General features: G+C 73.3%; 21 protein-coding genes. 8 read left to right on the top strand and 13 right to left on the bottom strand.

The annotated features are described in order from the left end of the window. Positions 1–22: 22 nt before the first annotated feature. From SRB5_RS03975 to bioB, 6 genes are all read right to left on the bottom strand, one after another. Positions 23–445: a GNAT family N-acetyltransferase gene (locus tag SRB5_RS03975; protein WP_153450031.1), complete on the bottom strand. Its 423-nt coding sequence runs from the start codon at positions 443–445 to the stop codon at positions 23–25. Positions 446–515: 70 nt separating this feature from the next. After that, on the bottom strand, positions 516–3,083 hold the full coding sequence (locus SRB5_RS03980) for an ABC transporter permease (protein ID WP_323376996.1): 2,568 nt from the start codon (positions 3,081–3,083) through the stop codon (positions 516–518). Between the two features lie 10 nt (positions 3,084–3,093). Then, a complete protein-coding gene (locus SRB5_RS03985; protein ID WP_323376998.1) occupies positions 3,094–3,876 on the bottom strand; it encodes an ABC transporter ATP-binding protein in 783 nt (260 codons plus the stop codon). A gap of 163 nt (positions 3,877–4,039) precedes the next feature. After that, on the bottom strand, positions 4,040–4,759 hold the full coding sequence (gene bioD, locus SRB5_RS03990; protein WP_153450032.1) for a dethiobiotin synthase: 720 nt from the start codon (positions 4,757–4,759) through the stop codon (positions 4,040–4,042). Positions 4,760–4,770: 11 nt separating this feature from the next. Next, positions 4,771–6,075 carry an adenosylmethionine--8-amino-7-oxononanoate transaminase gene (locus tag SRB5_RS03995; RefSeq protein WP_153450033.1) on the bottom strand — a complete coding sequence of 435 codons (1,305 nt, stop codon included), beginning with the start codon at positions 6,073–6,075 and terminating at the stop codon, positions 4,771–4,773. Continuing rightward, the gene (gene bioB, locus SRB5_RS04000) at positions 6,068–7,210 is read right to left on the bottom strand and encodes a biotin synthase BioB (protein WP_153450034.1); all 1,143 of its coding nucleotides are present in this window, start codon (positions 7,208–7,210) and stop codon (positions 6,068–6,070) included. Before bioB ends, SRB5_RS03995 begins: the two co-directional genes overlap by 8 nt. Before the next feature lie 149 nt (positions 7,211–7,359). Here bioB and SRB5_RS04005 point away from each other — a divergent pair, with 149 nt between their 5' ends. Next, the gene (locus SRB5_RS04005) at positions 7,360–8,502 is read left to right on the top strand and encodes an 8-amino-7-oxononanoate synthase (RefSeq protein WP_153450035.1); all 1,143 of its coding nucleotides are present in this window, start codon (positions 7,360–7,362) and stop codon (positions 8,500–8,502) included. Positions 8,503–8,505: 3 nt separating this feature from the next. Here SRB5_RS04005 and SRB5_RS04010 read toward each other — a convergent pair whose 3' ends face one another. Both SRB5_RS04010 and SRB5_RS04015 read right to left on the bottom strand, forming a co-directional pair. Beyond that, entirely contained in the window at positions 8,506–8,730 is a 225-nt protein-coding gene (locus SRB5_RS04010) for a DUF397 domain-containing protein (protein ID WP_153450036.1), read from the bottom strand. Beyond that, the gene (locus SRB5_RS04015) at positions 8,727–9,596 is read right to left on the bottom strand and encodes a helix-turn-helix domain-containing protein (protein WP_153450037.1); all 870 of its coding nucleotides are present in this window, start codon (positions 9,594–9,596) and stop codon (positions 8,727–8,729) included. The genes SRB5_RS04010 and SRB5_RS04015 overlap by 4 nt, the downstream gene beginning before the upstream one ends. 233 nt (positions 9,597–9,829) lie before the next feature. Between SRB5_RS04015 and SRB5_RS04020 the strand changes: the two genes are divergently transcribed. After that, entirely contained in the window at positions 9,830–10,258 is a 429-nt protein-coding gene (locus SRB5_RS04020; RefSeq protein ID WP_153450038.1) for an ATP-binding protein, read from the top strand. A gap of 15 nt (positions 10,259–10,273) precedes the next feature. Here SRB5_RS04020 and SRB5_RS04025 read toward each other — a convergent pair whose 3' ends face one another. Continuing rightward, positions 10,274–10,900, bottom strand: a complete 627-nt coding sequence (locus tag SRB5_RS04025; RefSeq protein WP_153450039.1) for a GNAT family N-acetyltransferase — start codon at positions 10,898–10,900, stop codon at positions 10,274–10,276. 90 nt (positions 10,901–10,990) lie between these two features. Here SRB5_RS04025 and SRB5_RS04030 point away from each other — a divergent pair, with 90 nt between their 5' ends. Both SRB5_RS04030 and SRB5_RS04035 read left to right on the top strand, forming a co-directional pair. Next, positions 10,991–11,704 (top strand): hypothetical protein, encoded by a 714-nt coding sequence (locus tag SRB5_RS04030; RefSeq protein WP_153450040.1) that lies wholly within the window; start codon positions 10,991–10,993, stop codon positions 11,702–11,704. Between the two features lie 161 nt (positions 11,705–11,865). Further along, positions 11,866–13,059 carry an FAD-dependent oxidoreductase gene (locus tag SRB5_RS04035; RefSeq protein ID WP_153450041.1) on the top strand — a complete coding sequence of 398 codons (1,194 nt, stop codon included), beginning with the start codon at positions 11,866–11,868 and terminating at the stop codon, positions 13,057–13,059. 8 nt (positions 13,060–13,067) lie between these two features. On the opposite strand, the gene SRB5_RS04040 is transcribed toward SRB5_RS04035, so the two are convergent. From SRB5_RS04040 to SRB5_RS04050, 3 genes are all read right to left on the bottom strand, one after another. Beyond that, positions 13,068–13,895: a TIGR02452 family protein gene (locus SRB5_RS04040; protein WP_153450042.1), complete on the bottom strand. Its 828-nt coding sequence runs from the start codon at positions 13,893–13,895 to the stop codon at positions 13,068–13,070. Positions 13,896–13,911: 16 nt separating this feature from the next. Further along, positions 13,912–14,607: a lysophospholipid acyltransferase family protein gene (locus SRB5_RS04045; protein WP_323377000.1), complete on the bottom strand. Its 696-nt coding sequence runs from the start codon at positions 14,605–14,607 to the stop codon at positions 13,912–13,914. A 188-nt stretch (positions 14,608–14,795) separates the two neighbouring features. Beyond that, the gene (locus tag SRB5_RS04050; protein ID WP_153450043.1) at positions 14,796–16,022 is read right to left on the bottom strand and encodes an acyl-CoA dehydrogenase family protein; all 1,227 of its coding nucleotides are present in this window, start codon (positions 16,020–16,022) and stop codon (positions 14,796–14,798) included. A 168-nt stretch (positions 16,023–16,190) separates the two neighbouring features. Between SRB5_RS04050 and SRB5_RS04055 the strand changes: the two genes are divergently transcribed. Next, a complete protein-coding gene (locus SRB5_RS04055; RefSeq protein ID WP_153450044.1) occupies positions 16,191–16,835 on the top strand; it encodes a TetR family transcriptional regulator in 645 nt (214 codons plus the stop codon). A gap of 12 nt (positions 16,836–16,847) precedes the next feature. Here SRB5_RS04055 and def read toward each other — a convergent pair whose 3' ends face one another. Further along, a complete protein-coding gene (gene def / locus SRB5_RS04060; RefSeq protein ID WP_153450045.1) occupies positions 16,848–17,360 on the bottom strand; it encodes a peptide deformylase in 513 nt (170 codons plus the stop codon). A gap of 137 nt (positions 17,361–17,497) precedes the next feature. Between def and SRB5_RS04065 the strand changes: the two genes are divergently transcribed. The 3 genes from SRB5_RS04065 (at position 17,498) to SRB5_RS04075 (ending at position 20,666) form a co-directional block, all read left to right on the top strand. Continuing rightward, positions 17,498–18,736, top strand: coding sequence for a Mur ligase family protein (locus SRB5_RS04065; RefSeq protein ID WP_153450046.1), 1,239 nt, complete (start codon positions 17,498–17,500; stop codon positions 18,734–18,736). A 34-nt stretch (positions 18,737–18,770) separates the two neighbouring features. Beyond that, positions 18,771–19,499, top strand: a complete 729-nt coding sequence (locus SRB5_RS04070; RefSeq protein ID WP_153450047.1) for a type 1 glutamine amidotransferase — start codon at positions 18,771–18,773, stop codon at positions 19,497–19,499. 141 nt (positions 19,500–19,640) lie between these two features. Beyond that, positions 19,641–20,666 carry a 6-phosphofructokinase gene (locus SRB5_RS04075; protein ID WP_153450048.1) on the top strand — a complete coding sequence of 342 codons (1,026 nt, stop codon included), beginning with the start codon at positions 19,641–19,643 and terminating at the stop codon, positions 20,664–20,666. Positions 20,667–20,708 lie beyond the last annotated feature (42 nt).

Genomic DNA, 20,708 nt, shown 5'->3' on the forward strand with positions numbered 1-20,708 from the left:
GGAGACGGCCGCCGTGCGGGACTCAGACGAACGGCTTCACCCAGCGCCGCCAGTGGTCCTCGCGGACGTATCCGGCGGCGCCCCACGCCCGGTGCGCCACCTCGTTGCGCTCCAGCACCATCGCGTCGCCGCGCCGTCCGCCCAGGGCGGTGAACCGCTCCTCGGCGGCCCGCAGCAGCGCGGCGGAGACTCCCCGGCGGCGCATGTCCGGCCGTACCGCCAGCCGGTAGAGCGAGCACCGCCAGCCGTCGAACCCGGCGATCACCGTGCCGACGAGGTCGCCGTCCCGCTCCGCCAGCAGCAGCGCCTCGGGGTCGCGGCGGATGAGGGCCGTGACCCCCGCGATGTCGTCGCTGACGCTCGTCCCCTCGGCGGCGGTCCGCCAGAAGGCGAGCACGTCCGCCGCCTCGTCGACCCCGGCATGTCTGATCAGCAGATCGTTCATGGCGGGCATCCCATCACCGGCCGTACGCGCACGTCGAACGGGTTTCACCCCGTGGAACGGCGCCGCGCCGTCACTCGTGGGCGATGGCGGCCAGGACGTTGAGCCGGGCCGCGCGCAGCGCCGGCAGCAGCGCGGCGGCCAGCCCGACCACCACGGAGCCCAGCACCACCGCGAGGACCGTGCCCCACGGCACGGCGAACGCCCGCAGCCCCTCCAGCGCCAGCACCCGCCACAGGGCCACGCCCCACACCAGCCCCAGCCCGAGGCCCAGCACCGCCCCGAACACGGCGATCACCACGGACTCCAGCCGGATCATCCGCCGCAGCTGCCGGCGCGACAGCCCGATCGCCCGCAGCAGCCCGATCTCCCGGGTCCGCTCCACCACCGACAGCGCCAGGGTGTTGACCACCCCGAGCACCGCGATGACGATCGCCAGCCCCAGCAGCGCGTACACGAGATACAGCAGCACGGATATCTGCTGCCGCACCAGATCCTTGAAGTCCGCCTGGTCCCGCACCGCGACCTGCGGATACGTCTCGAGCGCCGTCTCCAGCCGGGACCGCAGCCCCTCCGTGCCGGTGCCGTCCGCGGCGTTCAGCATCACGGCGCTGTCCTGCCCGCCCGGCTGATACCGCTCCAGCGTCCCGATGCCCAGATAGAAGCCGCCCCCGGCGTTGAAGCTCTCCGACTCCTGGCTGCTCAGCGCACCCACGGTGAGCCGGGCCCGCCGTCCGTCGGCGAACTGCACGGGGAGGACACTGCCGACACGTATCCCGTGCTTGTCGGCGTACTCCTTCTGCAGCCCCACATGTCCTGGCGCCAGCGCCGCCGCGGTGTCACCGGCGGCGTACTCCAGCTTGAACACCTTGTCGAGCTCCGGGTCGTACGCGCCCAGCGGCGTCCGCACCCGCTCGCCGTCGGGCAGCGTCAGCCGCGCGGTGGCATACCGCTGGCGGACCGTCAGCCCGACCCCCGGGACGTCCCGCACCCGGTCGGTGATCTCCCGGGGGAAGGGGCCGAAGCTGCTGCCGCCGACCACGAAGTCGGCGCCCAGCGACCGGTCGATCTCGTTGTCCACGGATTTCGTCATCGACGCCCCGGCGATCGACATCCCGCCCACCAGCGCCAGCCCCACCATCAGCGCCGAGGCGGTGGCGCCCGTGCGCCGGGGATTGCGCAGGGCGTTGCGCTGGCTCATCGCGCCGACCGAACCGAACACCCGGGGGAACGCCCCGCCCAGCACCCGGATCACCGGGCGCACCAGCAGCGGTCCCGCGATCACCGTGGCGATCAGGGTGAGCACGATCCCCAGCACCAGCCACAGCGAGGCGGTCGACGTGTCCCCGTTGCGCGCGCACGCCACCAGCGCCGCCGCGCCTCCCGCCGCCACCACGGCGCCGGCCACGGCCCGCAGCCGCAGCGGCCGGCCGACCCCGGCGACCTCGGCGTCCGCCAGCGCCGCCATCGGCGACACCCGCGCCGCCCGCCGGGCCGGCAGACAGGCGGCGAGGAACGTCACGCCCAGCCCCACCACGTAGGCGGCCAGCGGGGTGGTCCAGCCGACGACCATCTCCGCAGCGTCGAGGTTCATGCCGAGCAGCCCCATCAGCCTGATCAGCCCCGCCGCCAGGCCCACCCCGGCCACCAGCCCCAGCGTGGAGCCGGTCAGCCCGAGCAGCAGCGCCTCCGTGAGCACCGAGCGCTGCACCTGGCGGCGGTCCGCGCCGAGCGCCCGCAGCAGCCCCAGCTCGCGCGTGCGCTGGGCGATCAGCATGGAGAAGGTGTTGACGATCAGGAAGATGCCGACGAGGACGGCGATCCCGGCGAAGCCCACCATCACGTACTTGATGATGTCCAGGAACCCGCCGAGCTCCTCCGTCGCCGTCTTGGCCTGCTCGTCCGCCGTCTTCACCGAGAACCGGGGGCCGACGGCCGCCGCCACCCGCTGCTTGAGCTCGTCGTCGGAGACCCCGGGCGCGGCGTCCAGGGAGACCGACGTGACCGCGTCCGGGCGGCCGATCAGCTTCTCCTGCGCCGCCGGGGTCTCCATGAAGATCAGCGTGGCGCCGGGGTTGGTCGTGGTGAACGCGGCGAACCCGACGACCCGCGCCTCGAACGAACCCGGCGCGGCGATCACCCGCAGCGTGTCGCCGATCGCCACGTCCTTGCGGTCGGCGGTGTCCCGGTCGAGGAGGATCTCACCCGGGCCGCGCGGCTCGCGTCCGCCGGCGAGCTCGACCACGCTGTGGCCGGTCCGCTGCCAGTTGACGGCCATGGTCGGCGGGCCCGTCGTCGGACCGACCGCCTCGCCCCGCCGGTCGACCAGGGTGATGTTCCGCACCTCGACGTCGAGATGGGCGGCGGCCACCCCCGGGACACCGGCCACGTCCGCGCGCAGCGCCGCGGGCACGACGGGGATCAGGCCGCCGTAGATCCCCTGCGCCTCCGTGAACTCCTGCCGGGGCTCGACCGATACGTCGGCGGCGCTGGACTCGAAGAGCCGGTCGAAGGTCCGGCTCACCGTGTCCGAGAAGATCAGGCTGCCGGCCACGAAGGCCACCGACAGCAGCACCGCCAGCGCGGACAGCAGCATCCGGCCCCGGTGCGCGAGGAAGCTGCGCAGTGTCGCTCTCAGCACGCGGGCTCCCTCAGTTCTTCCGCAGCCCGTCGAACCGCTTCATCCGCTCGAGCACCGCCTCGGCCGTCGGCTGCGGCATCCGGTCGACGATCCGTCCGTCGGCCAGGAACAGCACCAGGTCCGCCACGGCCGCCGCGCCCGGATCGTGCGTGACCATCACCACGGTCTGCCCGAGCCGGTCGACCGCGTCGCGGAGCATGCCCAGCACCTCCTGGCCCGAGCGCGAGTCGAGGTTGCCCGTCGGCTCGTCGGCGAAGATCAGCTCCGGGCGCGAGACCAGCGCGCGGGCGCAGGCCACCCGCTGCTGCTGGCCCCCCGAGAGCTGCGCCGGACGGTGCCTGAGCCGGTCGCGCAGCCCGAGGGCGTCGACGACCCGGTCCAGCCACTCCTGGTCGGGTCTGCGGCCGGCGATGCTCATCGGCAGCGTGATGTTCTCCAGCGCGTTGAGCGTGGGCAGCAGGTTGAACGACTGGAACATGAACCCCACGCGGTCGCGGCGCAGCCGGGTCAGCTCCCGCTCGCTCAGCCCCGTGATCTCCGTCCCGCCCAGCCACACCTGACCCGCGGACACCGTGTCCAGCCCGGCCAGACAGTGCATGAGCGTCGACTTCCCCGACCCGGACGGCCCCATCACCGCCGTGAACCGCCCCCGTGCGATGGCCACGTCCACCGCGTCGAGCGCCGTCACGCTCGTCTCACCCGCCCCGTACGCCTTGGTCAGCGCGGCGGCCCGCGCCGCGACCCCCACCCCGTCCGCGAGACCGTCGCCCCGCTCCGTCGCTGCTGTGGACACGGCGCCTCCCTGCGCTCGATCCGCCCCGACTCCCGCCTCGATTCGAGCCTAGGCGCCCGGCGAACACCGCCGCATCCCTCGCACGTGCCAACTCCAAGGGGCCCCGTACTCCTGGGGGATGACCTCCGGGGAGGGACCCGGCGGCCCCGGTCCGCCGGCCGTGTCACGCCCCCTGCGCCGCACGGAACGCCCGCGCGTCCCACACACCCCCCAGCTCCGGCCCGAGCCACCGGCCTGCCGCCGCCCGGAATTCCTCCGGCGCCAGCCCTCCCACGCCCTGCGGCAGGACCCCCAGCAGGGGCGCGCCCGCCGCGACCGGCAGGTCGTCCAGATTGCACACCTCGGCCGGCCCCGGGCGGTGCGGCCACTCACCCACCAGCACCCCCGCGCACGGCACCTCGCGCCCGCGCAGCACCTCCGCCGTCAGTGCCGCGTCGTTCAGCGTGCCCAGCCCCGCCCGCGCCACCACCAGCACCGGGCACCGCAGCAGCGCCGCGACGTCCGCGAGCGTCCCGCCCTCGTCGTCGAACCGCACCAGCAGCCCGCCCGCCCCCTCCACGAGCACCAGGTCGTGCGCCGCGGACAGCTTCGCCGCAGCCTCCGCGACCTCGGTCGGCCGCACCGGGGCGGCTCCCGCCCGCCGGGCCGCCGTGGCCGGCGCCAACGGCTCGGGGAACCGCGCGAGTTCCGCCCCCGTGACCAGATCACCGGCCAGCCGTACCACCTCGTGCACATCGCCCGGCTCGTCCGGACCCACGCCCGTCTGGGCGGGCTTGAGCACCGCCACCGACCAGCCGCCGGCCACCGCGACGGCCGCCAGCGCCGCCGTCGTCATGGTCTTGCCGACCCCGGTTCCCGTCCCCGTGACCACCATCACGCTCATGAACCCACCCCTCATCCCGCGGCCGCGGCCGCGCACACGGCGTCGCAGATCCGCGCCAGATCGTCGTCCCCGGTGACATACGGCGGCATCGTGTAGACGAGATCCCGGAACGGCCGCAGCCACACCCCGGCCCGGACGGCTGCCCGGGTGGCCGCCGCCATGTCCACCGGGTGGTCCAGCTGCACCACACCGATCCCGCCCAGCACCCGCACGTCCGTGACCCCGGGCAGCCCGGCGGCCGCCGCCAGCCCGTCGGCGAGGCCCGTTTCGAGACGTTTCACATGAAACGCCCAGTCCTGCCCCGTCACCAGGTCGATCGACGCCGTGGCGACCGCCGCCGCGAGCGGATTCCCCATGAACGTCGGCCCGTGTGCCAGCACCGGCACCTCGCCCCGGGAGATCCCCCCGGCCACCTCCGGCGTGCACAGCGTCGCCGCCATCGTCAGATAGCCCCCGGTCAGCGCCTTCCCCACGCACATCACATCGGGCGACACCCCGGCGTGGTCCGCGGCGAACAGCGCGCCCGTACGCCCGAACCCGGTGGCGATCTCGTCGAACACCAGCAGCACCCCGTGCTCGTCGCACGCCTCCCGCAGCACCCGCAGATAGCCGGGGGAGTGGAAGCGCATCCCGCCCGCCCCCTGCACCACCGGCTCCACGATCACCGCGGCCGCCTCCGCCGCGTGCCGCGCCACCAGGGCACGCAGCTCCCGCACGTACGCCGCGTCGGGCTCGTCCCCGAACCCGCCGGGCGGCGCCGGGGCGAAGACCTGCCGGGGCAGCGCCCCGCTCCACAGCTCGTGCATGCCGCCGTCGGGGTCGCAGACGGACATCGGGTGCCAGGTGTCGCCGTGGTAGCCGCCGCGCCAGGTGAGCAGCCGCCGTTTCTCCGGCCTGCCGGCGGAACGCCAGTACTGCAGGCACATCTTGACGGCGACCTCGACCGACACCGACCCGGAGTCGGCGAGGAACACGTGCCGCAGCGGCTCGGGCGTGATCTCCACCAGCCGGGCGGCGAGCCGGACGGCGGGCTCGTGGGTGAGCCCGCCGAACATCACGTGGCTCATCCGCTCGAGCTGGTCGTGGGCGGCCCGGTTGAGCACCGGGTGGTTGTAGCCGTGGATGGCCGACCACCACGACGACATCCCGTCGACCAGCTCGCGTACCCCCTCGACCGGCCGCGCGAGGGCGAGGCGTACGCCCGCGGCCGACTCCACGACGAGCGGGTCCTGCCGGCCGGGCATCGGCCCGTACGGATGCCAGACGTGCTCGCGGTCCAGGGCGAGCAGCGTCTCGGGCGCGAGCGGCTCAGGCATTCGGCGGCAGATCCGTCCCGGCGCCCCGGCGGCGCACCGAGACCAGCCCGGGGCGGGCCGCCCCGGCGGGCTCGGGCTCGTCCGTGGAGGAGGGACCGCACGCACCCCCGCCGCAGCCGGCGCCGTCCTCGGCCCGGTGCGCGGGCAGCGTCGTCGTCCCCGCGCCCTCCACCTCGAACCCGGCGTCCGCGATCATGTCCAGGTCCGCCTGCCCGGCCTGCCCCTCGCTGGTCAGATAGTCCCCGAGGAAGATCGAGTTGGCCAGATGCAGGGCGAGCGGCTGCATCGACCGCAGCTGCACCTCCCGCCCGCCGGCCAGGCGTACCTCGACGTCCGGGCACACGAACCGCACCATCGCCAGGATCCGCAGACAGCGCTGGGGCGTCAGGTTCCACTCCTGCGCCAGCGGCGTCCCCTCGAAGGGGATCAGGAAGTTCACCGGCACCGAGTCCGGGTCGAGGTCGCGCAGCCCGAACACCACGTCGACCAGGTCCGCGTCGCTCTCGCCCATGCCCGCGATCAGCCCCGAGCACGCCGACAGCCCGGCGGCCCGCGCCCGGTGCACGGTGTCCACGCGGTCGCTGTAGTCGTGCGTCGTGCAGATGTCCGCGTACGTCGACTCGCTGGTGTTGAGATTGTGGTTGTACGCGTCGGCCCCGGCGTCGCGCAGCCGGTCGGCCTGCCCGTCGGAGAGCAGACCGAGGCAGGCGCAGACCTCGACGCCCTCGTTCTGCTCCTTGATCGCCGCGATGGTGCCCGCGACCCGCTCCACGTCCCGGTCCGTGGGACCGCGGCCGCTGGCGACCAGGCACACCCGCTTGGCGCCGCCCGCCACCCCGGCCCCGGCCGCCTTCGCCGCCTCGTCGGGCTTGATCCAGGTGTACTTGAGGATCCCGGCCTCGGAGCCCAGGCGCTGCGAGCAGTACGAGCAGTCCTCCGGACACAAGCCGGACTTGAGGTTCACCAGGTAGTTCAGCTTCACCCGGCGGCCGAACCAGTGCCGGCGCACCCGGCCGGCCGCCGCCACGACGTCGAGCAGCTCGTCGTCGGTCGTCGCGAGTACGGCCAGCGCCTCGTCGCGCGTCGGCCGCTCGCGGCGCAGCCCCTTGTCCACCAGCGTAGAGAGCAGATCCATGCCGCCGATCCTTTCGTACCGCGCTCGCCCCAGCCAATAAGCCACCGCACAAGACGCGCCCCGCAGACTGTGTGTCTTGCCACACCCCGCCCGACGGCGCGCACCAGTAGCGTGCCGTGACAGCCTTAAGCCCTGCATGAGGACGTGCCATGCCCCGCGACCCCTTCGACTGGATCACCGGCGCGGCCGCCGCGCGCGAGCGGGCCGGACTGGTGCGCCGGCTGCGCCCGCGGCCGGCCGACGACACCCGCCTCGACCTGGCGAGCAACGACTACCTGGGGCTGTCCCGCCACCCCGAGGTGATCGAGGGCGCGGTGACGGCGGCCCGCCGCTGGGGGGCCGGCGCGACGGGCTCGCGCCTCGTGACGGGCACGACCGGGCTGCATGCCGAACTCGAGGCGGAGCTCGCCGCCTTCTGCGGCTTCGAGGCGGCGCTCGTCTTCTCCTCCGGGTACGCGGCCAACATCGCCGCCGTCACCGCGCTCACCGGCCACGACACCCTGGTGGTGTCGGACGCCGGCAACCACGCCTCCCTCATCGACGGCTGCCGGCTCTCCCGGGCACAGACGGCGGTCACCCCGCACGCCGACCCCGAGGCCGTGGACAAGGCGCTGGACGCCCACGGCGGGCGGGCGCTGGTCGTCACGGACGCGGTGTTCTCCGTCGACGGGGACGCCGCGCCGCTCGCCGCGCTGGCGGGGGTCGCCGCCGGGCACGGGGCGGCCCTGCTGGTCGACGACGCCCACGGGCTGGGCGTCCTGGGTCCCGGCGGCAGCGGTACGCCCGCCGCGCAGGGCGTCGCCGGGGGGCGGGGGGTGGTCGCGACGGTCACCCTGTCGAAGTCCCTGGGCAGCCAGGGCGGCGCGGTGCTGGGGCCGGCCGCGGTCATCGAGCATCTGGTGAACACGGCCCGTACGTTCATCTTCGACACCGGCCTCGCCCCGGCCGCCGCCGGCGCCGCGCTCGCCGCCCTGCGCCTGCTGCGCCGGGAGCCGCAGCGGGCGGCGCGGGTGCGGGAGGTGGCCCGCACGCTGCACGAGGGCCTGACGGCGTCCGGTCTGCGGGCGATCCGGCCGGACGCCGCCGTGATCTCGGTGCCCGCCCCGTTGCCGGAGCAGGCACTGAGCTGGGCCGCGGACTGCAGGTCGGCCGGAGTGAGCGTCGGCTGCTTCCGGCCGCCGTCCGTGCCCGACGGGATCTCCCGCGTACGGCTGACCGCGCGGGCGGATCTCGAGCGGCAGGACATCGACTTCGCGCTCAGGACGCTCGCGGCGACCGCCCCGCGCGCCTGAACGCTAGAACTCTCCGTTCCTCACGGCCCCCAGGAAGTCCGCCCACGCGTGCGGGGTGAACACCAGGGCGGGTCCGTCCGGCTGTTTCGAGTCGCGGACGGCGAGTCCGCCGGGGGGAAGGGGGCTGACCTCCACGCAGTTGTTCGCGCCGGTGCTGTAGGTGCTGCGTGTCCAGGACAGTCCGGGGTACGCCTCACAGGAAGGAAGAAATCGCGGCATCGCGCTCATTTTCGTGCCTCCTCACGTGCGCTGATACGGGCGATGAATGCCAGCGACTGCTCGTGCGGAAGGGCGCGCGCCTGAAGGGCTGCGAAAGCCTCGCCGTACACCCTCAGATCTTCTTTCCGTTCCAGATAGAGGCTACTCGTCATGTGGTCGAGAATCACCACGTCAAGGTCCGAACCGTGCGGAAATGAGAACAAAACGAAAGGCCCGGTGACTCCCACATGCACGCCGACCGAGAACGGCAGCACCTGTAACCGGACGTTCCCCAACCGCCCGAGTTCCCGCAGCCGGCGCAGCTGCCCGGCCATCACCTCCGGCCCGCCGACCTGCCGCCGCAACACCGACTCGTCGAGCACCGCGTGCAGCACCGGCGCCTGCTCCGCCCGCAGCAGCGCCTGCCGGGCGATCCGCACCTCGACCAGCGCGGACACCTCCTCGTCGCTCGCCGCCGCCATCGCCGCCCGGGTGACCGCCCACGCGTAGTCGCGGGTCTGCAGCAGCCCGGGGACGACCATCGTCTCCAGCGTCCGTACGTGCGTGGCCTCGGCCTCCAGCGAGATGAAGTCCCGGTACGCGGGCGGCAGCAGCTCCCGGTACGCGCTCCACCAGGCGCCCCGGCCGGTGTCCTCCCGGCCGGTCAGCGCCACCAGCACGTCCCGCAGCCCGCTGTCGGCGCAGCCGTAGACGTCGAGGAGGCGCCGTACGTCGTCGGCCTTGGCCGCGCTGCGGCCGGTCTCCAGCCGGCTCACCTTCGACTGGTGCCACCCCGCGCGCAGCGCCGCCTCGCCACTGGTGAGTCCCGCCAGATCGCGCTGTCTGCGTAATTCCGCGCCGAGTTTGCGGCGGCGCACCGCCGGACCCTGCCGCATCACTTAAGTCCCGTCCGCCGTCGTTCGGGTGGGCATTGCGACAGTGTGCCGTGCACAACCGGTCGGTCGTAGCAGAGTTCACCGCTTCGGGCGACAGATATATGCATATGTTGGTGGATCCACCACGCAAGGTGGAGCATCGGTGGCACTCTGTCGCGAGGTAACCGCCCGGGATCGTCCTCGACTTCACGGGTGTCGAAGTCCGCTCCGGGTGGGAAAGGGACGGCGCCGTCATGGCAGACCGAAGAGACGCAGCGATCACTCTGCCGAGCGAACCGGCTTCGGTGACAGCGGCCCGCCGCCATGTCGCGCGGACCCTGGGGGAGTGGGGGCTGCCGGAGGGCACGGACGCCTCCGAGACGATCCGGCTGATCGTCTCGGAGCTGGCGACGAACGCCGTCCAGCACACCCTGGGCCGGTCCCCGACGTTCACGGTGGACCTGGTCCTCGACCGCGACGAGCAGTTGCGCGTCGGGGTGACCGACGACCACCCCCGCTGGCCGCGCCGGCTGCCGGCGGCCGTGCAGCAGGACAACGGGCGGGGGCTGGCCATCATCCGCGCCCTGCTCGCCGATGCGGGCGGACGGCTGTCCGTCGCGCCGACGGCGCGGGGCGGCAAGACGATCTGGATCTGCCTGCCGTGGCAGGCGCCCGTGCCCTGACGGTACGGGCCGGGCTCACGCCGTGAGCAGCGCCTCCGCGCCCACCGGCCGGTACCCCGCCGCGAGGAGCGCCCGTACGCTCGCCGCGTTGCCCGGCGCGACCTGCGCCCACAAGGGCTCCCCGGCCGGTACGAGATGCCGCGCCGCGACGGCCAGCCGCCGCCCCAGGCCCGTACCGCGCGCCGCCTCGTCCACCTCGAGGGCCATCTCCCACCGCCCGGCGACCCCCCGCCCCAGCAGCACCATCCCGCCCTGCGCCTGCCATACGCGCACGTCGTCGCGGTGGTGCAGCGCCCGCCGCACCCGCGACTGATCCCGGTCCGTCGACTCGTCGAGCGCCAACGGGGGCGGACCGGCGAGGGGGCCGGCGACCGTCAGCATGTCGACGTTGTTCACCCTGCGCCCCAGCCGCTCCTCCAGGGCCCGCAGGAACGGCGGGTTGAGCGGGGCGGACAGATCGCCGGCGGGCAGCCGCTCGCGCACCCATTCCTCGCTCACGTCCGCGAAGACGAACGAGCACGCCGTCAGCGCGATCACCCCCGTGTCCCGGGCGGAGGGCGGCGGCAGCACCCGTACGGTCCCGTCGGGCGGCGGGAACACACCCCGCGCTGCGTCGGCCAGGACACCGGCGAGATCGCTCATGGTGCCAACGTAACCCGCCGGGTTGAACCCGATCACCCCGGCCCACGTCACAGGGGCGTGAGACGTGGCGGCAGAGGTGGGGAGTTCGCGATGGGGTGGAGAAAGTTCCTGACGGCGGCGTGCGCGCTGGCGCTGACGGCCGGGGTGGGTGCCGTGTCGTGCGGGGACGAGAGCGCGGGGGCCGGGACGCGGGCGCGGACCGCGGGCTACGAGGGCTGTGACGGACGGGACGCGACGTACGACCCCGCCTATCCGGACTTCTCGGCGGAGGACGCGCAGGACTGGGTGTCCTTCGGCGACCACGTCGCGGTGTTCCGCATCGAGGACCAGCGGGGCGCGAAGCAGCACCGCAGCGGCCGGCTCGTCGTCGAGCAGATGATCTACTCACGCGCGGGCGCACCCAGGACACCCAAGAGCTTCCGTACCGAACTGTGGGACGTCCCCTGCAAGTCCTGGCTCACGCCCGGCCACACCTACGTCGGACTGCTGGTCCGCGACTCGATCGGCCCGAAGGACGCGGCCGCCTGGCATCCGGTGTACGGATCGGGCGTCCTGCCGTACGACGGAAAGCGGATCGGCCACGGCGAGATCGAGGGCAGGAAGGGCGCGTACGCCTTCGACGACCTCTCGCCGTTCTGGCTGGGCCGCCAGATGTTCGGGGAGCACGCGACCACCCTGCAGAGCCTGCTGTTCAAGACGGAGCCCTACTCGGCCGCGGCCGACCACCCCCGTCTGTCACCGGGGGAGCGGTTCGAACTGGCGCGCCGCCAGTGGGACGCGCGGCAGGCGGCGTCCGGCGGCTGAGGGCAAAGCGGTGGTCATCATCGGGTCAGGAGTGGGTATCCCGGCCGCGGGGGGCCTGCCCCGCGGCCGGGATACCGGCATGATGGACGGGTTTGCTGCGCCCCCGCCCGGGACGATCCCGTACCGGGCGTCCGGAACGACCGAGAGTCAGGCAGTCCGCCATGAACGACCGTGTCCGTCGGGTGCTGATCGCGGGGGGCGGCATCGCCGGCCCGGTGGCCGCGATGGCGTTGCAGAAGGCCGGCATCGAGTCCACCGTGTACGAGGCCCACCCGGGCACCGCCGACGGCAAGGGCGGCGGGCTGAGCGTCGCCCCCAACGGCATGGACGCCCTGGACGTGATCGGCGCCGGGGACGCGGTCCGGGCGCTGGGCAAGCCCATGGAGGGGATCGTCCTGCAGGACTGGCGGGGCCGCAGGCTGGGCGAGTTCGGCAACCCGCCGGGCGTGGCGCCCATGCAGTTCATGTTCCGCCACGAGATCTACCGGGTGCTGCTGGACGAGGCCGCCGCCCGCGGTATCGACGTCCGGTACGGCAAGCGCCTGACCGGCGCCGAGGACACCGGCGACTCGGTGACCGCCCGCTTCGAGGACGGCACCGCCGCCGACGGCGACCTCCTCGTCGGCGCCGACGGCATCCGCTCCGTGGTCCGCACCCTGATCGACCCGGCCGCCCCCGGCCCCCGCTACGCCGGGCTGATCAGCTTCGGCGCCCTCGTCATCGCCCCCGGGCTGCCCTCCACCGACGGCAGGATGAACATGCCGTTCGGCAAACGGGGTTTCTTCGGCTACCAGGTCTTCGACGACGACACCGCCGTCTGGTTCGTCAACCTCCCCCACCCGCGCCCCGTCACCCTCGCGGAGGTAAGGGAGACCGCGGCCGAGGACTGGCTCGAGCGCCTGGCCCCGCTGTACGCCGACGACCTCACCCCGGCCGCCGACCTGATCGGCCGGACGCCGCCCGAGGACCTGATCGTCGTGGGCCCGATGGAGAACATGCCCAGGGTCGAGACCTGGAGCAAGGGGCGCATGGTCCTCACCGGCGACTCGGTGCACGCCCCCTCCTCCAGCTCCGGCATGGGCGCCACCCTGGCTGTGGAGAGCGCCCTGGAACTCGCCCGCTGTCTGCGCGACCTGCCGTATCCGCGGGCGTTCGAGGCGTACGAGCGGCTGCGCCGGCCGCGGGTGGAGAAGGTCATCGCCGCGACCAACCGCAAGAACAGCGCCAAGGCCGCCGGGCCCGTGATGCGGGTGGTCAACGCCTGGGCGATCAAGGTGTTCGCGTCGTTCTCCAAGCCGGAGAAGATGGCGTGGGTCTTCCGGCACCGCGTCGACTGGGACGCGCCGGCCGGCTGACCCGGGCGTCACCCGGCGGACATGATCCGCCGCTCGAAGACGTCACGCACCGGCGTCGCCGATCCGCGCTCCCACACCGCGAACACCACCCGCCCGAAGCGGTCCGCGAAACGTCCCCCGCCGGTCAGCAACACCCCGAAGGCCTCCGCGACTTCCGCAGGATCATTGCGGAACACCCCGCACCCCCACGCCCCGAGGACGAGCGCCTCGCAGCCCCCCACCGCGGCGACCTCCAGCACCCGCTCCGCCCGCCGGGCCAGCGCCGCCGGCACCTCGCCGCGGCGCTCCGGCGACCGCTGGGCGATCACGCCGGTGTTGGGGGCGGGCGAGGTGAGGAAGTCGACCTCGTACGGCTCCTCGAGCAGCTCACCCCGCCGGTCGCGGAAGACGGGCACACCGGGGGAGTGGATCACGCGGTCGCTGTAGAAGGGGCTCGGGTCCGCCCGGTGAGCGCTGTAGTACTCCGGGGCGGTGAGCAGGCACTCGTACAGGGCGGACGCCCGGCACAGATCCTCCTCCTGGGCCTTGGCGCCGCCCACATAGCCGCCGCCCGCGTTGCGCGCGGAGGCGAAGTTCAGCACCCCGGTCCGCCCGGCCCCGCCGGCGACGAGCCGGCGCGCGGCCGCGAGGCTGTCCTCGGACGTGACCTCGAAGGCGGTGGCCCCACCCGCGCTGTCCGGCGCCCGCACGGCCTCCGGCCCGTACAGCCGTGTCCCGTCGGCCGCCGCGCTCACCCGTGCGCCCAGGTCCACCCACCGGCCGGAAGGCGCCCGGTAGCCGCCCCGTTCGACGATCTCGCCGTTCTGCCGTGCCAGGCTCTTCAGCCGCGCGCTCATGGTCGCCCCCGTATGCTCAGGCCGCCTTGCGCTCGGCCTCCAGTTCCGCCCGCACCTCCGTGGCGTAGCGGTCCACGTACTCCTGGCCGGACAGCCGGAGAATCTCGTAGATGATCTCATCGGTGACGGCGCGGAGCACGGCCTTTTCGTTCTCCATCCCCTCGAACCGGGTGAAGTCCAGCGGCTCGCCGAAGCGGATCGTCACCCGTCCCAGCCGCGGGATCTTCCGCCCGGGGGGCTGCAGTTCGAAGGTGCCGACCATCGCGCAGGGGATGACCTTCACACGCGCCTTCAGCGCCATCGCGGCGACGCCGACGCGCCCCTTGTAGAGCCGGCCGTCGTGCGAGCGCGTGCCCTCCGGGTAGATCCCCAGGAGTTCGCCCTTGCGCAGCACGCCGACGCCCTCGTCGATGGCGGCCTGGGCCGCCTTGCGTCCGGTGCGGTCGACGGGGATCTGGCCGATGCTGCGGAAGAACGCCGCGACCAGGCGGCCCTTGATGCCGGGGCCGGTGAAGTACTCGGCCTTGGCGAGGAAGGTGATGCGCCGCTTCAGCATCGCGGGCATCAGGAAGTGGTCGGAGAACGACAGGTGGTTGCCCGCGACGATCGCCGGGCCGTCCTGCGGGATGTTCTCGAGTCCCTCGATACGGGGACGGAACGCCAGCCTCAGGAAAGGCCCCAGCAGCACGTACTTGCACACGTAATAGAACACAGGGCCCCCCACGGCACCGGATCGGCTCAGGCGCCGCTGAGCGGGCCAGCGGCTCTCGCGTGGGACCACAGTCTAGGCACAGCGACGCCGGGTGCAACTGTCCCGGCAGGGCGGATACGAAGCCGCCCCGCGGGCCCCCTCTCCCGGGCCGCACCGCCAGTGGGCCGGCGGGAGAGGGGCGCCACGGCTCAGCGGATCGGCATCCCCGACAGGGTGCGCGCGATCACCAGACGCTGGATCTCGCTCGTGCCCTCGAAGATGGTGTAGATCGCCGCGTCGCGGTGCATGCGCTCCACGGGGTACTCGCGGGTGAAGCCGTTGCCGCCCAGGATCTGCATCGCCTGCGCGGTGACCGACTTGGCCGTCTCCCCGGCGAAGAGCTTGGACATCGAGCCCTCGGCGGACGCGAACGGCTTGCCCGCCACCGCCATCCACGACGCGCGCCACACCAGCAGCCGGGCGGCGTCGATACGGGTGCGCATGTCGGCGAGTTGGAAGGCGATGCCCTGGTTGTCGATGATGGGCCGGCCGAACTGGACGCGGGTCCTGGCGTAGTCGAGCGCGACCTCGTACGCGGCCCGCGCGATGCCGACGGCCTGGGCGCCGACCGCCGGGCGGGACGCCTCGAACGTGGCCATCGCGGCGTTCTTGACGCGCTCGCCGCCGGTCTTCGCCCGCTCGCGGGCGCGGGCGAGGCGTTCGTCGAGCTTGTCCTTGCCGCCCAGCAGACAGTGGCCCGGGATCCGCACGTCCTCGAGGACGACCTCGGCGGTGTGCGAGGCGCGGATGCCGTGCTTCTTGAACTTCTGGCCCTGGCTCAGGCCCGGGGTGGCCGGCGGGACGATGAACGAGGCGTGGCCCTTGGAACCGAGCTCCGGGTCCACGACGGCGACGACCACGTGGACGTTGGCGATGCCGCCGTTGGTCGCCCAGGTCTTGGTGCCGTTCAGCACCCACTCGTCCTTGGCCTCGTCGTACACCGCGCGGGTGCGCATCGCGGAGACGTCGGAGCCGGCGTCCGGCTCGGAGGAGCAGAACGCGGCGACCTTCACGTCCGAGGCGTCGCCGTACATCTGCGGGATCCAGGTGCCGACCTGCTCCTCGGTGCCGTTGGCGAGGACGCCGACGGCGGCCAGACCCGTACCGACGATGGACAGGCCGATGCCGGCGTCGCCCCAGAAGAGCTCCTCCATCGTCATCGCGATGCCCAGACCCGTGGGGTCGAAGTACTGCTGGGCGTAGAAGTCGAGGGAGTACAGACCGATCTTCGCGGCCTCCTGGATCACCGGCCAGGGGGTTTCCTCGCGCTCGTCCCACTCGGCGGCCGCGGGACGCATGACGTCCACGGCGAAGCCGTGGATCCAGTCCCGGACCTGCTGCTGGTCCTCGTTGAGCTCGAACGTGATGTCTGGCATGGCCCCTCCGCGGGCGTCTGTTACTGGCGGTAACACCAGTCTGTTACCCGCTGGTAAGATATGTCAACTCCGTGGACGCGGGTGGTCACATCGCGGACGCCGGGCACCGTGCGTACGGGGAGTGTTACGTTGCGGAACGCGACGGCACCCGGGGAAGAAGAGGAGCTCATGGACACCAGTCGGCAGGGCGACCGGCGGCAGGCCGTGGACCGGCGCCGGAGCCAGCTGCTGGAGGCTGCCGACCGGGTCGTGCTCCGGGACGGTCCCGGCGCGTCGATGAACGCGATCGCGGCCGAGGCGGGCATCACCAAGCCGATCCTCTACCGCCACTTCGGGGACAAGGGCGGCCTGTACGCGGCCCTCGCCCGGCGCCACACCGACGCCCTGCTCGACTCCCTGCGCGCCGCCCTGGACGCTCCCGCGGGAGACCGCCGCGAACGGGTCGAGGCCACCGTCGACACCTATCTCGCGGCGATCGAGGCCCGCCCGCAGGTGTACCGCTTCCTGATGCATCCCCCCGACACCGCGCCCACGTCCGAGGCCTTCGAGGTCGCCCGGCACTCGGCGCCGCTGCTGCGCCGGCTGGGGGAGGAGCTCGCCGAGGTCATCTCGGAGCGGGTCGACCTGGGCCCGGGCGGCGCGCTGCGGGCCCGCGCCTGGGGCCACGGCATCGTCGGCATGATGCACGCCGCGGGCGACTGGTGGCTGGGCGAGCGGCCGTGCCCGCGCGCCGAGGTCGTACGGAGCCTCGCGGACCTGCTCTGGGGCCGGCTCGCGGCGGCCGCCGACCGGGCCGGCGGGCCCGGGTTCTGACGCGGGACCGGTCTACCGGAGCACTCGCCGGCGCCGCACCGGCCCGAGCCGGTCGCTGAACACCGTGCCGTCCAGATGGTCGCACTCGTGCTGCAGACACCGCGCGAACCACCCCGTCCCCGCCACCCGCACCGGCTCCCCGGCGGCGTCCACGCCCTCCACCACGGCCTCGTCCCACCGCTCGGTCGCCGCCTCGCGTCCCGGCAGCGACAGACACCCCTCCGGCCCGCGCAGCCGCACGCCGCCGGTGGACACCAGGCGCGGGTTCACCACGTGTCCCAGATGCCGTACGTCCTCGTCGTCCGGGCAGTCGTAGACGAACACCCGCAGCCCGACGCCGATCTGGCAGGCCGCGAGCCCCACGCCCCGCGCCGCGTACATGGTGGCGAACATGTCCTCCACCAGCCGCTCGACCGGCTCCCCGAACTCGGTGACCGCCGCGGCCGGCCGGTGCATCACCGCCGACCCGAACCTGCGGACGTCCCGCACCCGTCCGCCCGCCCCGGGGATCCTGCGCTCACTCATGGGCCACACCCTAGATCGCCCCGGACCCGGCCCCGACCAGGACCGAAACCCCTGGCGGCGGGGCGCCGGATTCGAGCGTACGGCCGGGGAGTGGATAGGCTGGCAGCGGCGTACGGAACCGAGGAGGAACCACCACGATGGCAGGCAACACAGAACCGCTGTCGCCGCGGGCCAAACTGGCCGTCACCGCGGGCAAGGCCGCCGCGGCGGTCTCGCGTGCGGCGGGCCGCGGCAGCGGCTCGGTGATCGGCGGACGCGTCGCCCTGAAGCTCGACCCCGATCTCCTCGCCCGTGTCGCCGCCCACCTCGACGTCGTCCTGGTGTCCGCCACGAACGGCAAGACGACCACGACCCGGCTGATCGCCGAGGCGCTGCGCGCGGCCGGCCCGGTCGTCTCCAACGCCCTCGGGGCGAACATGCCGGCCGGCATCACCTCCGCCCTGGCCGGCGGCTCCGACGCCCGCTACGGCGTGATCGAGGTCGACGAGAAGTACCTCGCCGGCGTCGCCCGCGACGTGGACCCCAAGGCGATCGCCCTGCTGAACCTCTCCCGCGACCAGCTCGACCGCGCCGCGGAGACCCGGATGCTCGCCGAGAAGTGGCGCGAGGGCCTGGCCGGCTCCAAGGCGCTGATCGTCGCCAACTGCGACGACCCGCTGATCGCCTGGGCCGCCAGCTCCTCCGCCAACGTGGTGTGGGTGGCCGCCGGCCAGGAGTGGAAGGACGACGCCTGGTCCTGCCCGTCCTGCGGCGGTGTGCTCCAGCGCCGCGACGACGACTGGGGCTGCGGCGACTGCGGCTTCCGCCGCCCCACCCCGCAGTGGGCGCTCTCGGGCGACTACGTCCTCGACCCGCACGGCGCCGCCTGGCCCATCAGGCTGCAGCTGCCGGGCCGGGCCAACAAGTCCAACGCCACCATGTCCGCCGCGGTCGCCGCCGCCTTCGGCGTCGCCCCGCAGATCGGGCTGGAGCGCATGTGGGACGTCACCGCGGTGGCCGGCCGCTACGACGTGGTCTCCTTCGACAACCGTGATCTGCGGCTGCTGCTGGCGAAGAACCCGGCCGGCTGGCTGGAGACGTTCTCCCTGATCGACCCGGCGCCCGCGCCCGTCGTGCTGTCCGTCAACGCCCGCGGCGCCGACGGCACCGACACCTCCTGGCTGTGGGACGTCGACTACACCCGCCTCACCGGTCACCCGCTGTTCGTGGTCGGCGACCGCAAGCTCGACCTGGCCGTCCGGCTGGAGGTCGCCGGGCAGAGCTTCCGGGTCTGCGAGAACCTCGACGAGGCCGTTGCGGCGGCCCCCGCCGGACGGATCGAGGTCATCGCCAACTACACCGCGTTCCAGGACCTCCGCCGCCGAGTGGGCAACTGAACAGGATCCAGCGACCGAAGTGCGAGAGCGAAGCATGAACGACAACAGCCTGCGCCTCATCTGGGTCTACCCGGACCTGCTGAGCACCTACGGCGACCAGGGCAACGCCCTCATCGTCGAGCACCGCGCCCGCCGCCGGGGCCTGAACGTCGAGCGCTACGACGTGCGCTCCGACCAGCCCGTGCCGACGTCCGGTGACATCTATCTGATCGGCGGCGGCGAGGACCGCCCGCAGCGGCTGGCCGCCGAGCGGCTGCGCCGTGACGGCGGGCTGAACCGGGCCGTCGCCAACGGCGCCACCCTGTTCTCCGTCTGCGCCGGCTACCAGATCCTCGGCCACGAGTTCGTCAACGACCTCGGCAACCGCGAGCAGGGCCTCGGCCTGCTCGACGTGATCTCCACCCGCGGCGAGGGACAGCGCTGCGTCGGCGACGTCCTGGCGGACGTCGACCCGCAGCTGGGCCTGCCCCAGCTCACGGGCTTCGAGAACCACCAGGGCGTCACCCATCTCGGCCCCGGCGCCCGCCCGTTCGCCACGGTCCGGGCCGGCAACGGCAACGGCACCGGCGACGGCACCGAGGGCGCGTGGAACGACAGCGTCTTCGGTACGTACATGCACGGCCCGGTGCTGGCCCGCAACCCCCAGATCGCCGACCTCCTCATCCGGCTGGCGATGGACTCCGGCGCCCTGCCCCCGCTGGACGACCACTGGTACGAGGCGCTGCGCGCCGAGCGCATCGCCGCCACCGCGCAGCCCGCCTGAGCGGGCGTGCGGCGGCCCGTCCCAACGGGCGGGCGGCTTAAGCACGGCGCCAGCGAAGGTCGCTAAGCTGACGCCGCTGTTTCAGCCGGACAATGGGGTCCGGTCCTCCATGACCACCCTGCTGTAAAGGTCTGCACTGCCATGCGCATAGGTGTTCTCACCTCCGGAGGCGACTGCCCCGGCCTCAACGCCGTCATCCGTTCGGTCGTCCACCGCGCCACGGCCGACCACGGCGACGAGGTGATCGGATTCCACGACGGCTGGAAGGGCCTGCTGGAGTGCGACTACCGCAAGCTCGACCTCGACGCGGTGAGCGGCATCCTGGCCCGCGGCGGCACCATCCTGGGCTCCTCCCGGGTCCAGCCGGCGCATCTGCGTGACGGTGTCGAGCGCGCCCGCAGCCATCTCGCCGAGCTGGGGCTGGACGCGGTCATCCCGATCGGCGGCGAGGGCACCCTGAAGGCCGCCCGGATGCTCTCCGACGCCGGGCTGCCGATCGTGGGCGTACCCAAGACCATCGACAACGACATATCGGGCACCGACGTCACCTTCGGCTTCGACACCGCCGTCGGCGTCGCGACCGAGGCCCTGGACCGGCTGAAGACCACCGCCGAGTCCCACCAGCGGATGCTGATCGTCGAGGTGATGGGCCGCCACACCGGGTGGATCGCCCTGCACTCCGGGATGGCGGCGGGGGCCCACGCGATCGTCGTCCCCGAGCGCCCCTTCGACATCGAGGAGCTGGCGAAGCTCATCGGCGAGCGGTTCGCCGCCGGGAAGAAGTTCGCCATCGTCGTCGCCGCCGAGGGCGCCAAGCCCCGTGAGGGCAGCATGGCGTTCGACACCGGCGGCAAGGACATGTACGGCCACGAGCGGTTCGCCGGCATCGCCCGCCAGCTCGCCGTGGAGCTCGAGGGACGCCTGGGCAAGGAGGCCCGCCCGGTGATCCTCGGCCACGTGCAGCGCGGCGGCACCCCCACCGCGTACGACAGGGTCCTGGCCACCCGCTTCGGCTGGCACGCCGTGGAGGCCGTGCACCGCGGAGACTTCGGCATGATGACCGCCCTGCGCGGCACGGAGATCACCCTCATCCCGCTCACCGAGGCCGTCGACCACCTCAAGACCGTGCCGCAGGACCGCTACACGGAGGCGGAGTGCGTGCTGTGACGCCCGTCGCAGTGCCCGCCTGAGCCACGCCCACAGCCGCCC

It is taken from the genome of Streptomyces smaragdinus (genome assembly GCF_009604385.1).
GTDB classification, from domain to species: domain Bacteria; phylum Actinomycetota; class Actinomycetes; order Streptomycetales; family Streptomycetaceae; genus Streptomyces; species Streptomyces smaragdinus.